General features: G+C 53.2%; 10 protein-coding genes. 6 read left to right on the forward strand and 4 right to left on the reverse strand.

Annotated features, from left to right (window positions below; all coding sequences use genetic code 11):
- Window positions 1-34: 34 nt before the first annotated feature.
- From BLU05_RS19665 to BLU05_RS19675, 3 genes are all read left to right on the forward strand, one after another.
- Entirely contained in the window at window positions 35-1,384 is a 1,350-nt protein-coding gene (locus BLU05_RS19665) for a glycosyltransferase WbsX family protein (protein WP_091883792.1), read from the forward strand.
- Window positions 1,385-2,896 carry a rhamnan synthesis F family protein gene (locus tag BLU05_RS19670; protein WP_091883793.1) on the forward strand — a complete coding sequence of 504 codons (1,512 nt, stop codon included), beginning with the start codon at window positions 1,385-1,387 and terminating at the stop codon, window positions 2,894-2,896. It abuts the gene before it with no gap.
- A gap of 275 nt (window positions 2,897-3,171) precedes the next feature.
- A complete protein-coding gene (locus BLU05_RS19675; RefSeq protein ID WP_091883795.1) occupies window positions 3,172-3,774 on the forward strand; it encodes a HupE/UreJ family protein in 603 nt (200 codons plus the stop codon).
- A 65-nt stretch (window positions 3,775-3,839) separates the two neighbouring features.
- Here the strand turns inward: BLU05_RS19675 and lon are convergent, their stop codons facing one another.
- From lon to BLU05_RS19690, 3 genes are all read right to left on the reverse strand, one after another.
- Window positions 3,840-6,266: an endopeptidase La gene (lon, locus tag BLU05_RS19680; RefSeq protein WP_091883796.1), complete on the reverse strand. Its 2,427-nt coding sequence runs from the start codon at window positions 6,264-6,266 to the stop codon at window positions 3,840-3,842.
- A 469-nt stretch (window positions 6,267-6,735) separates the two neighbouring features.
- Window positions 6,736-8,010, reverse strand: coding sequence for an ATP-dependent Clp protease ATP-binding subunit ClpX (gene clpX, locus BLU05_RS19685; protein ID WP_091883798.1), 1,275 nt, complete (start codon window positions 8,008-8,010; stop codon window positions 6,736-6,738).
- A 230-nt stretch (window positions 8,011-8,240) separates the two neighbouring features.
- Window positions 8,241-8,870 carry an ATP-dependent Clp protease proteolytic subunit gene (locus tag BLU05_RS19690; RefSeq protein WP_091883799.1) on the reverse strand — a complete coding sequence of 210 codons (630 nt, stop codon included), beginning with the start codon at window positions 8,868-8,870 and terminating at the stop codon, window positions 8,241-8,243.
- 194 nt (window positions 8,871-9,064) lie between these two features.
- On the opposite strand from BLU05_RS19690, the gene BLU05_RS19695 reads away from it, so the two are divergent.
- Window positions 9,065-9,667 (forward strand): hypothetical protein, encoded by a 603-nt coding sequence (locus tag BLU05_RS19695; RefSeq protein ID WP_210184622.1) that lies wholly within the window; start codon window positions 9,065-9,067, stop codon window positions 9,665-9,667.
- Here BLU05_RS19695 and BLU05_RS19700 read toward each other — a convergent pair.
- Window positions 9,664-10,767 (reverse strand): NAD(P)/FAD-dependent oxidoreductase, encoded by a 1,104-nt coding sequence (locus BLU05_RS19700; protein WP_091883801.1) that lies wholly within the window; start codon window positions 10,765-10,767, stop codon window positions 9,664-9,666. The genes BLU05_RS19695 and BLU05_RS19700 overlap by 4 nt on opposite strands.
- A gap of 40 nt (window positions 10,768-10,807) precedes the next feature.
- Between BLU05_RS19700 and BLU05_RS19705 the strand changes: the two genes are divergently transcribed.
- Both BLU05_RS19705 and BLU05_RS19710 read left to right on the forward strand, forming a co-directional pair.
- Window positions 10,808-11,143 (forward strand): barstar family protein, encoded by a 336-nt coding sequence (locus tag BLU05_RS19705; protein ID WP_091883802.1) that lies wholly within the window; start codon window positions 10,808-10,810, stop codon window positions 11,141-11,143.
- A 19-nt stretch (window positions 11,144-11,162) separates the two neighbouring features.
- Entirely contained in the window at window positions 11,163-12,410 is a 1,248-nt protein-coding gene (locus BLU05_RS19710; protein WP_091883804.1) for a cytochrome P450, read from the forward strand.
- Window positions 12,411-12,569: the final 159 nt, after the last annotated feature.

Below are 12,569 nucleotides of genomic sequence, written 5' to 3' on the forward strand. Positions count from 1 at the left end.
ACCAAAAAGTTTGACACCAAGAGTTGGGGGGGTAATGACAACGCCACCTATCCTTGTAAGAAGAGCCAATATGATTAAGCCAATTGCGTTTTACCTCCCACAGTTTCATCCAGTGAAAGAAAACTCAGAGTGGTGGGGGCCGGGTTTCACAGAGTGGACAAATGTCGCGAAGGCACGACCAAATTTTGAGGGTCACAATCAGCCTCAGATCCCCAGAGATCTTGGATTTTATGACCTCCGTATGGCTGAAACCATGCAGGCTCAAATCGAATTGGCAAAGGCCAATTCCATATTCGGGTTCTGCTTTTACTATTATTGGTTCTCAGGTCGTCGAATTCTTGAAAAGCCAATCGATGTGTTCGTTAACAACAAGATCGATTTCCCATTTTGCTTTTGCTGGGCAAATGAGAACTGGACCAAACGCTGGGATGGTGGCAACAACGAAATTCTCTTGGCCAATGAACATAGTGTCGAAAATGACAATCGCTTTATCGACGATGTCATTCCCTACATGCGGGATGACCGATATATTCGATACGACGGATTACCACTTATAATCATCTATCGTCCAGATATCCTTACGGATTCAAAAGCAACGTTTGCGCATTGGCGAAAGCGCGCAAAGGAAGCTGGACTACCGGGATTATTCATTGCTTCCGTAGCCTTCTATGACATTTTCCATCCCGATGATTGGGGGGCAGATGCTCTGGTAGAATTTCCTCCACATCAATATCTTGGTAATGCCTTCAGCTCAACAAGACCAAGGATCACCAATCCGGAGTTTCGTGGAAATATAATGGACTATCGCTCCGTCATGACGGAGTCCATTAACCGCAGACATGATGATTTTCTGTTCTTTCATGGTGCTATGCCATCTTGGGATAACACAGCGCGCAGGCAAAACGATCCGTTCACTTTCATAAACTCATCGCCCGAACTATTCGAACTATGGTTGCGAAACCAAAGCTTGAAAACCAGCGCTGATAAACAAAACAAAGAGAAGTTTGTCTTCATCAACGCTTGGAATGAATGGGCCGAGGGATGTCATCTGGAGCCATGTTTAAAGTATGGGCACCAACACCTTGAAGCAGTTCATAGGTCAGTAAACATTGATCGATATGTGACACCCACACCACCCCACGATAATGTTATGGGAGCCCTTGCTTCTATCGAGAATTATGACCTAGGAAACTTCAAATATTTATCTGGGCTTGAGATACGATATAGTGAAGCATTGGCAGATATCTCACATCTCAAGGCACATCAAATACCTGCTCCCGTCTCTCTTGCTTCGGCGATTGCGCAAAAGCTACGCGGCAATCCTATTGCTTATCGCATAGCCAGAAAGATTTTTCGCACTATGAGAAAAGTACGAGGGCAATAAATGTCTGTAGGTGCTATCATTGCTCACTTCGATCCCAGCGGGGAAAGGTCGTCAAACTGGCGCTTACTTCTGGAAACAGTTAGGTTATTTGCCTCAACTGGGGTGGTTGTCTCTACGGGCATTTCAGAAAAAGATAGTCAGGTTGCAAAAGACCTTGGATTCGCTGTAATCCGAAGGAAGAACATTGGCTACGACTTTATGAGTTATGCCGTCGGTTATGACGCCCTGAAAGGTGCTGCGCCCGTAAAACAAATTCTATTTTGTAATGACAGTTTTTTTGTATCCCGCAGCGATGTCTTCCGTCTGACTATTGAACGGTTAGTTGAAAGCGAGCGAATGGCCTTGTTCGCCACTGTTTCCAACCAGATAGTGCGCCATGGGCAAAGTTACCTTTTTTCCGTGAAACGCGAAGTTTTTGAACGGCGGGAATTTTCCGAATTTCTCCATTCAGTAAGACCCCTTGCGTCGCGAGAACATGTGATTTTCTCGTACGAACTGGGATTTTCGCACAAGTTAAATGATCTAAATGCCCCATTCTCAGGGTTAGTGGAGACTAAGGCAAAGAAGGTATTCTCCAACAAAAGGGGTATCAATCCAACTCATGACCATGCCAAGCAAATCGACAAGGAGCTTGGTATAATTAAGTATGAAAGGATCGTCAGAAATCCACTCGCCCTCAAGGGTGGCAACTGGTTGAAAGATATTTCCGACCGGGCTCGTGAAAATGGTCCTAAAACAGCAATGTTAACCGGCGTTAAGAAGCCCAAAGCTGTTGTCGTTTGCCACTGCCACTATCCCGAAGTTGTTGATGAACTTTTGGCTTATTTCGACAGATTCCCCGACGGAACAGACATACACGTCACGTCATCCAACAGTGACGTTCTGGCAAAATTCAAGGCTAAATGGCATAGGCGCCATGTATTCCTTGGAGTACATCCCGCGGAGAATAGAGGCCGCGATGTTCTGCCATTTTTCTCGTTGTTGCCAACGTTAGATATTGATGATGATACGCCGATACTAAAGATACACGGGAAGCGCAGTCTCTACTCACCCAAAGGTGAGTCATGGCGCAAAGATATGCTTACAAGTCTGGCAGGGTCAGAAGAATCCATCGAAGTCATACTTACCAATTTTAAGAATAACCCAAAGTTGGGCATACTGGGACCGGATCATTCATTTGTGAGTAGCCCCAACTATTGGGGCGCAAACAGAGACCGCGTCTTCTCTCTCATGGCAACTGCCGGAACACCGTCAGATGACGCAGACGATTTGGGCTTCTTTGCTGGAACTATGTTTTGGATACGTGCACAATGCGCAAAACAGGCCGCACAAATCGTTGACCGTAATAGTTTTGAACGTGAAGATGGCCAGAGGGACGGAACGTACGGTCACGCCCTTGAGCGGGCAATCCCGATGATACTTTTCAAAAAAGGATGGGAACTTCGCGAGATAACAGGTGTATCGCCACTCTATCCTGATCTCGTTCGGCAACGAAAACTCAGTTACTTCTGATTCGGCGTCCCAAGTACACTACGCGCCGACTGCGATGAATTATTGGCAATACCCACACGGAACTAACGGTGTGGGTTCGGGAAAATGAAACTTTTCTTTGGACAAATTCTACAGTTGATTTGGTCAAAGTTCTTGGAGTTCTTGGATAGGGCGCCCCTCGGACTTTCTCCGCTAATTTCGAACAGGCCCTGTGTTTTCCTCATTGCACGCATCATTTTCTGCGGCAACAATGTGTTTCTCCTTCCAAGAGACAAACCAAATAATGGGAACAACACATGGTAACGATCCGCACGTCACGATTCGCCGTCTTTTCACTCGCTACACTCTACCCTGCCCTTGCCTATGCCCATGTGGGCGTGGGGGAGACCAGTGGCTTCACCCACGGCTTTGCTCACCCCATATCCGGCCTTGATCACGTCCTTGCGATGATTCTCGTCGGCATCTTTGCCTTCCAGCTGGGCGGTCGCGCCCTCTGGCTCGTTCCCGCCGCTTTTGTCGGCATGATGGCCGTCGGCGGCGCGCTCGGCGTTGCCGGGATCACTGTGCCCTTCGTGGAGTTTGGAATAGCTCTCTCGGTCATCGTGCTCGGTGCAGCCGTGGCGTTTGAGGTTCAGGCGCCGGTGGCCATAGCAGCTGGCCTGGTGGGGCTGTTTGCGGTTTTCCATGGCCATGCCCATGGCGCGGAAATGCCTGAGAGTGCCGGTGGTCTTGCCTATGCGGGTGGGTTCATGGCTGCGACCGCCCTGCTCCACATCGCCGGTATTGGCATTGGCTTTGCTGTCGGCAAAATCGGCCAGCGCGTGGGCTCCAGCGTTGTCAGGCTTATTGGTGGGCTTGCGGCCCTTGTCGGCGTCGGCATCCTCACGGGCACGCTCTAAGACATCCACCGATAGAATCAAAAAAGCCGGGCAATTTCTTGCCCGGCTTTTTGTTTGTTTCGATCTTAGTGCGCGATCTGCGCCGAAGCATCATCCTCGGTGGATGCAGCTGCCGGTACATGAACCGGCTCGGTCCATTCGATCGGTACAGGCGCACGCACGAGCGCGTGTTTGAGCACCTCGTTGGCGTGGCTGACCGGAATGATCTCAAGGCCGTTCTTCACATTATCAGGAATTTCCGCCAGATCCTTGGCGTTCTCTTCCGGGATCAGAACTGTCTTGATGCCACCACGTAAGGCGGCAAGCAGCTTCTCTTTCAGACCACCAATCGGCAATACCCGTCCGCGCAATGTGATTTCGCCAGTCATGGCGATATCCTTACGCACAGGAATACCGGTCAGGATCGAAACGATCGCTGTTACCATGGCAACACCAGCCGATGGGCCATCCTTGGGTGTCGCACCCTCAGGCACGTGCACGTGGATATCCCTGCGATCGAAGAGCGGCGGTTCGACACCGAAATCGATAGCCCTTGAACGGACATAGGATGCCGCCGCAGAAATCGATTCCTTCATCACGTCGCGCAGATTGCCTGTGACGGTCATGCGGCCCTTGCCGGGCATCATGACGCCTTCAATGGTCAGCAATTCGCCGCCCACTTCCGTCCAGGCAAGACCTGTGACAACACCAACCTGATCTTCACCGTCGATCTGGCCGAAGCGGAACTTCTGTACGCCGAGATAATCGTTGATGTTGGCCTCAGTGACCTTCACCGACTTCTTGGTCTTCGACTTCAGAATTTCCGTCACGGCCTTGCGGGCAAGCTTCATCAGTTCGCGTTCGAGGCTACGAACACCGGCTTCGCGGGTGTAATCGCGCACGATGGCCCGAATGGCACCTTCTGAAACCGAGAACTCCTTCGGCTGCAACGCGTGATCGCGGATAGCCTTGGGCAATAGGTGCCGCTTGGCAATCTCGACCTTTTCGTCTTCCGTGTAACCGGCAATACGGATGATCTCCATACGATCCATGAGAGGACCGGGGATGTTCAGCGTATTGGCAGTCGTGACGAACATCACATTCGAAAGGTCATATTCGACCTCAAGATAGTGATCCATGAAGGTTGAGTTCTGTTCCGGATCGAGCACCTCGAGCAGAGCTGATGACGGATCGCCGCGGAAGTCCTGGCCCATCTTGTCGATCTCGTCGAGCAGGAAGAGCGGGTTGGACTTCTTTGCCTTCTTCATCGACTGGATGACCTTGCCGGGCATCGAACCGATATAAGTGCGGCGGTGACCGCGGATTTCAGCCTCGTCACGCACGCCGCCAAGCGACATACGGATGTATTCACGGCCGGTAGCCTTGGCGATCGAACGGGCCAGAGAGGTCTTACCGACGCCGGGAGGACCAACGAGACACAGGATCGGGCCTTTGATCTTGGTCGACCGCGCCTGTACGGCGAGATATTCCACGATCCGGTCTTTCACCTTGTCGAGGCCATAATGCTCGGCGTCCAGAACCTCATCGGCGAGGTTCAGATCGTTCTTCACCTTCGACTTCTTGTTCCACGGAATGGTCAAGAGCCAGTCGAGATAGTTGCGAACAACCGTCGCTTCGGCGGACATCGGGCTCATCTGACGAAGCTTCTTCAGCTCCTGATTGGCCTTCTCACGCGCTTCCTTGGAGAACTTGGTCTTCTTGATGCGCTCTTCCAGTTCGGCTGCCTCGTCGCGGCCATCTTCGCCGTCGCCAAGTTCCTTCTGGATCGCCTTCATCTGTTCATTGAGGTAGTATTCGCGCTGGGTCTTTTCCATCTGGCGCTTGACGCGCGAGCGGATACGCTTTTCCACCTGAAGAACGGAAATTTCCGACTCCATGAACGACATGGCTTTTTCCAACCGTGCACGTACGGAAAGAATGGACAGCATGTCCTGCTTTTCAGGAATCTTGATCGCAAGATGCGAGGCAACCGTATCGGCCAGCTTCGAGTAATCCTCGATCTGTCCGGCGGCGCCAACAACTTCTGGCGAAATCTTCTTGTTCAGCTTCACGTAGTTTTCAAAGTCGGACACGACGGAGCGAGCCAGAGCTTCGATTTCAACGGGATCTTCTGATGGTTCTGCCAGCGTCGTGGCATTGGCTTCGTGGTAATCCTCACGATCACTGAAACTGGTGATTTCAGCGCGGGCAATACCTTCAACCAGTACCTTTACCGTTCCATCCGGCAGTTTCAGCAACTGCAGGACATTGGCAATGGTGCCTATGCTGTAGATCGCATCCGACTGCGGATCATCATCCGCAGCGTTCTTCTGTGTGGCAAGCAGGATTTGCTTGTCGACGCCCATTACTTCCTCAAGTGCGCGAATGGATTTTTCGCGACCGACGAAGAGTGGAACGATCATGTGTGGGAAGACAACGATATCGCGCAATGGCAAAACGGCATAAAGCCCGCTTTCCCCACCCGCTGGTGTCTTCTTGCTTGCAACCGTCATTTCATGTCCTTTCTCAGGCCAATCGGCCTAGATCGCCACATCCGGGTACCCTTTGGTTGCATGATCTTTTCCAAAAATCGGGATCCATTTTTGGGATCATGCGAAGAGCGGCGTACTACCGGTTGTGCAGCTTAACCTTTACTTGGAGTGGCGAGGCTCTCGTTTCAAGCGCCCCGGTTTCAAGCACAGTCACAGAATCGTAATCTATCCTGCTCCTACCAACGTCCAAGCGCAATCTTTTGCGATGCAGCACACCTCTGAAGAGGATGATTTTCGTGGAAATCATCGGTCGACCGGGGCGATACTGCCCGCTTCGGGCTTTTACGCCTACGCTGCTCTCACAAAAATTGTGCGCCTCTCATAGTTAATCAATCGTAAATATTGTTTCGTGGCGCAATTAAGACGAGCAACAAATGCAAAAGGCCCCGCTGATGCGGAGCCCTTGCTTTTCTGACATCGCTTTGACGCTTTAAGCCGAAACGTTGCCCTTCTCTTCCTTGCGCTCCGCATAGATGTAGAGCGGGCGTGAATTGCCTTCGACCACATCGCCGGAGATGACAACCTCCTGCACGCCGTCGAGCGTTGGCAGTTCGTACATCGTATCGAGCAGGATCTTTTCCATGATCGAACGAAGGCCACGCGCACCGGTCTTGCGGGCAATGGCCCGCAAAGCGATTGCTTTCAACGCATCCTCATGGAACGTCAGCTCGACATTTTCCATATCGAACAGGCGCTGATACTGCTTGACCAGAGCGTTCTTCGGCTCCGACAAAATCTGCACCAGGGCAGCTTCATCGAGATCCTCGAGCGTCGCGATGACAGGCAGACGACCCACAAATTCGGGGATGAGACCGAATTTCAGCAGATCTTCGGGCTCAAGCTCGCGGAAGATTGCGCCAACACGGCGTTCGTCCGGGCTTTTGACCGCAGCGCTAAAGCCGATGGACGTCTTCTCGCCACGTGCCGAGATGATCTTGTCGAGACCGGCAAAAGCACCACCGCAGATGAACAGGATGTTGGTTGTATCCACCTGCAGGAATTCCTGCTGGGGATGCTTGCGTCCACCCTGCGGCGGAACGGAAGCGACCGTACCTTCCATGATCTTCAAAAGTGCCTGCTGTACACCCTCACCCGACACGTCGCGTGTAATCGACGGGTTGTCGGACTTGCGGCTGATCTTGTCGACTTCGTCGATATAGACAATGCCGCGCTGTGCCCGCTCGACATTATAGTCGGCAGACTGGAGCAGCTTGAGAATGATGTTCTCGACATCCTCACCGACGTAACCGGCTTCCGTCAGCGTCGTCGCGTCTGCCATGGTAAACGGCACGTCGATGATGCGGGCGAGCGATTGCGCCAGATAGGTTTTGCCGCAACCGGTTGGACCAACGAGAAGGATGTTGGACTTCGCCAGTTCGACTTCATTGTTTTTCGATGCGTGGGCCAACCGCTTATAGTGGTTGTGCACCGCGACAGAGAGAACACGCTTGGCATGGTTCTGACCGATGACATAATCATCGAGTACAGCCATGATTTCCTGCGGCGTCGGAACGCCTTCACGGGATTTCACCATCGAGGATTTGTTTTCCTCGCGGATGATGTCCATGCACAGCTCGACGCATTCATCACAGATGAAAACAGTCGGGCCCGCAATCAGTTTGCGAACTTCGTGCTGGCTCTTCCCGCAAAACGAGCAATAAAGCGTATTCTTTGAATCACCGCCGCCGTTGCTGACTTTGCTCATTGCAGTTTCCTTTCAGTATCGGCGCCCTGTTTGGCTGGGAACCGTTCACCCCCTTTGGACTATGCCCTGCGGGGAATGATTCGAATAGTAATTCGAAGAATAGGCTTCCTCTACTCACCAATGACTTAACGTAACGTCTGTTGGCCTGCATGCAAGCCGGTTGTGTGGCAAAAAGTCCGCATCCGGGTCAAAAAAAGTTCATTCTTGGCCCGGTGCGGCCATTTAGCCGGTTACTTTGCGTCGCCTTCGATGATCGCACGCGATTCAAGCACCTTGTCGATCAGTCCGAACTCAAGTGATTCCTGCGCTGTCATGAAGTGATCGCGATCGAGAGTCTTCTCGATTGTCTCGTAGTCGCGGCCCGTATGCTTCACGTAAATCTCGTTCAGGCGGCGCTTCATCTTGATGATATCCTGGGCATGGCGCTCGATATCCGAAGCCTGACCCTGAAAACCGCCTGATGGCTGGTGAAGCATGATACGGGCGTTTGGCAGAACGAAACGCATATCCTTTTCACCGGCGGTCAGCAGGAGCGAGCCCATCGACGCAGCCTGACCGAAGCAAAGGGTCGATACGGCAGGACGGATAAACTGCATGGTGTCATAAATCGCCATGCCTGATGTGACGACGCCGCCGGGTGAATTGATGTAGAGGTTAATTTCTTTCTTCGGATTTTCCGATTCAAGGAACAGGAGCTGGGCGCAGATCAGCGTCGCCATGCCGTCCTCGATCGGGCCGGTAATGAAAATGATGCGTTCTTTCAGCAGGCGCGAGAAAATATCATAGGCCCGCTCGCCCCGGTTGGTCTGCTCGACGACCATGGGTACGAGGTTCATTGCTGTTTCGATTGGATCTCTCATCGGTGGGCCTCAGCGTTTTGGAGAACAAGGGCTTTGAACGCCCCCAAGATTCGTGGATTACACTTTCGATACATAGGGTGTTGCCGCCCTGTTCCGCAAGATGTTCTGCACTTTATCACCCAAATCGGCTATTGCTGGCAGCCCCGGAGTTTCGCGGAAAATCTCGCAATCATACCTGAAATCGGAATACAATAATGAGAGTCAAGGCCCACGAGATAAGTTCCGATATCCGGGATGCAACCGAAACGGGGCTGCTTTGCTTGCAACCCGGTTATTCTCAAGGGTTAAGAATAAGCCCGCGCTGGCCCTCATCACATGTCCATATTGATCGCGAGGCGTTCAACCACTTGCTTGCGGTGTGCAAAGAACTGCCAGAGGGCGTCACGTTGATCCTCACCAGAGGTTACGAACAGGCGCATTCAAGACTTGGCCTCGTCAGGCGGGTTTCGCGGCGAATGGGAATAAAGCTGTTTCAGATCCTGTATAGCCAGCGACGCTCAGAAATCGCCGAGATATTCGGTGCTAACGGACATGATGTTGATGGAACGCATATCGAGGTCTCAATCGCTGTTGGCCTGAAGAGACTGCGGTTTCTCCCTCTCGGCGTGTTCACACCGGAAACTTGGCAAAAAGCGAAGGTCCGTCGTCATCAGCCTGATATCGATGCCGTGAAGGCCAAATTAAGGGAACATGGCTTCCGCATTCATCGCAACCATACCGAAAGCCTTCAGATTCACTGTGACTTGATACCCTCCAAAACTCCTGATCCTGACGGAACGCAACCGGAAACGGCTTAGGCGGCTTCCGCCATCAACCAGCGCTTGAGCAGGGGTACATTGCCGGTTCCCAGCGCCTGCGCTACACGCCGCCCGACCGCCGCGCCGAACTTGTATCCATGCCCGGAACAGGCGGAGACAACGAGACATTTGCCCTCTTCCGTGGCGAAAAATCGGTTATCCGAGGTGAACGTGTAGGCACAGGTGACAACGTTGGTGACTGTGTATTCACCGATCCGCTTCATCGGCGGTGCGAAGAGATCGCGGATCGCCTCACCCTCACCCGCTTCCGGAACCCGACCAGCATCGGCATCAGGCGATTTGCGCTTGTGCAGACCGGAGCCGAATTTCAGACCGCCGCCACCACTCGCGGGAATAATGTAGCCATCCGTGCGTCCGCCCACATCGAGTACAACCGGAGAACTGTCCCATGCAGCTTTTAAATCCGCCGGTGGCTCAAGATAAACAACGGCGGTGCGATAGGTGGTCAGCGATGATGTCACGTCGGGGAAAAGTTTTGTGACCCATGCGCCCGCCGTAACAACAACCCTATCGGCGGTAATCACCGTCCCGTCCGCCAGCACGACCGAACCGCCGGCACTGTCAACCGCGGTGACTTTTGTATTTTCCAGAACCACCGCACCATGGGCGCGCAGCCAGCGGGCGATGTCGCTGGCGATCTTCCTGCAATGCAACGCTCCCCCCTCAGGCGAGAAGAATGCATACCGGAATGTTCCTTCTTCCAGATAACCATAACGTTTCACCGCGTCCGCTGGCTCGTATATCTCCAGCGGATAACCGCCCTGCTCCAGTCCTTCGCGATATTCCTCCGCTTCATCATCAGCTTCGCGTGAAATGCAGATGAAACCGCGTGGATCAAGATGGGTTGCACCGATGTCCTGCCAAAGCTCGTCCCACGCCTCATAGGCTTCGGAAATCGCATCGGCATAACCACCGGCAGCACCATAGGCGCGGCGGATAATACGATGGTGATCACCGGAAGCCGCAAGCGGATTGGGAATAGGTCCCTGCTCGATCAGCGTCACCGAATGCCCCGCCTTGGTCAGCGACCATGCGCTGGACAGCCCGGCAATTCCTGCCCCGACGATGGTGATTTTCATGATTGGGTCCTGCTATGACTTGTGAAGGAGGAAGATTCGCATGCAATATGAAACCATTCGCATCGATTGCTCAAACATTTTCGATGAAGACAGTTTTCACAATGTCTTTGCCGGGACCTTTGGCTTTCCCGTATTCTATGGCCGCAACATGGATGCGTGGGTCGATTGCATGACATCGCTGGATGAACCGGATGATGGTATGACCACTGTTACGGTCGAAAAGGGGGGCATCGTGGTGTTGCAGCTTGATGCAATCGCACAAGTGCGGGATCGTTGCCGCCGTGCCTATGACGACCTTCTCGAATGCTCTGCCTTCGTCAATTGGCGCCGTATGCAAAGCGGCCTCAAGCCTGTCCTCTGCCTGTCTTTTGCCTGACCCTAACGGTACATCAATCATGAATCCCACGCCCGCATCCTTCCAATTCAATCCTGCCAATCCCCATCTGAAACTTGATCCACACGACCAGCCCTTCGTCCAAAACCCCTATGACACTTACGCAGCGCTGCATGCGCAGACGTCGGCGTTCTTCTGGGAGGAATACGGGTTCTGGTGCTTTATCGGCTTTGACGGCGTCAATAAATTGCTGCGCGACCGGCGTTTTGGCCGGGAGAATCGTCATGGTATCGCAGATTCGCAGGGCAATAGTGGCGACCGCTCTCACCTCAAAGACTTCGATCATGTCGAAAAGTTCTCGATGCTGGAGCTGGAACCACCGACGCATTCGCGGCTGCGTACGCTGGTCAATCGCGCGTTTGTCTCCCGGCAGGTTGAGCGCCTGCGTCCGCGCATTGAGGCACTGGCACATGAGTTGATCGATCGGTTCGAAACCAAGGGTGAAGCCGACCTTATCGCCGATTTTGCCACGCCCATCCCTGTTACAGTCATTGCCGAGATGCTTGGCGTACCCACCGAGGCAGCGCCACGCCTTCTCGACTGGTCCCACCGCATGGTTGCCATGTATATGCATGGCCGCAACCGGCAGTCCGAGGACAGCGCCAATGCTGCCGCCGCAGAATTCTCGGGTTTTCTCCGGGATTATGCTGGACAGCGGCGTGCTGAACCGGCCGACGATCTTCTTAGTCTGCTGCTCGCGGCCGAAGCAGATGGAGCAAAGCTGTCGGAAGACGAGCTTATCACGACCGCCATCCTGCTGCTCAACGCAGGTCACGAAGCGACAGTTCATCAAACCGGTAATGCGGTGAAAACCATTCTGGAAAGTGGCCGCAATGCCGCCGAACTGTTGCGGGACGCCGATGCAACGGTGCAAACCGTTGAGGAATGCCTGCGATTTGACGCGCCGCTGCATATGTTCACGCGCTACGCCTATGAGGAGATCGATCTTGGCGACGGTATCGTTGTGAAACCCGGCGACCAGATCGGTTTGATGCTTGGTGCGGGCAATCGCGATCCTGATGCCTTTGTCGATGCGGGATCATTCCTGCCGGGACGGACGGATCAGAAGAACCTCTCCTTCGGCGCGGGTATCCATTTTTGCATCGGCGCACCATTAGCGCGGCTGGAGTTGCAGGTCTCGCTAAAAGTGCTGTTCGACCGCCTGCCGGGGTTGCATTTGAAGGAGACCCCACGCTTCCGCGATAGCTATCATTTCCATGGATTGGAAAAGTTGGTTGTCGAGTGGTGAGTGGTGAGTGGTGAGTGGTGAGAAATGATCATCGACCCGCTCCCGCCGTCACCCCTTTCCCTCATGGTGAGCCTGTCGAACCATGATGAACTGCTGGTGCCAGACTGCCCGGTTCAAAGTTTGGTGCGTGGTTCGACAAGCTCACCATGAGGGAGAGTG

Source organism: Phyllobacterium sp. OV277 (assembly GCF_900104355.1).
Classification (GTDB): Bacteria; Pseudomonadota; Alphaproteobacteria; order Rhizobiales; family Rhizobiaceae; genus Phyllobacterium.

Excerpts from the sequence above, each read along its gene's own strand:
- clpX (WP_091883798.1), bottom strand. The coding sequence starts at position 8,010 with ATGAGCAAAGTCAGCAACGGCGGCGGTGATTCAAAGAATACGCTTTAT.
- BLU05_RS19700 (WP_091883801.1), bottom strand. The coding sequence starts at position 10,767 with ATGAAAATCACCATCGTCGGGGCAGGAATTGCCGGGCTGTCCAGCGCA.
- BLU05_RS19695 (WP_210184622.1), top strand. The coding sequence starts at position 9,065 with ATGAGAGTCAAGGCCCACGAGATAAGTTCCGATATCCGGGATGCAACC.
- lon (WP_091883796.1), bottom strand. The coding sequence starts at position 6,266 with ATGACGGTTGCAAGCAAGAAGACACCAGCGGGTGGGGAAAGCGGGCTT.
- BLU05_RS19710 (WP_091883804.1), top strand. The coding sequence starts at position 11,163 with ATGAATCCCACGCCCGCATCCTTCCAATTCAATCCTGCCAATCCCCAT.
- BLU05_RS19670 (WP_091883793.1), top strand. The coding sequence starts at position 1,385 with ATGTCTGTAGGTGCTATCATTGCTCACTTCGATCCCAGCGGGGAAAGG.
- BLU05_RS19675 (WP_091883795.1), top strand. The coding sequence starts at position 3,172 with ATGGTAACGATCCGCACGTCACGATTCGCCGTCTTTTCACTCGCTACA.
- BLU05_RS19690 (WP_091883799.1), bottom strand. The coding sequence starts at position 8,870 with ATGAGAGATCCAATCGAAACAGCAATGAACCTCGTACCCATGGTCGTC.
- BLU05_RS19705 (WP_091883802.1), top strand. The coding sequence starts at position 10,808 with ATGCAATATGAAACCATTCGCATCGATTGCTCAAACATTTTCGATGAA.
- BLU05_RS19665 (WP_091883792.1), top strand. The coding sequence starts at position 35 with ATGACAACGCCACCTATCCTTGTAAGAAGAGCCAATATGATTAAGCCA.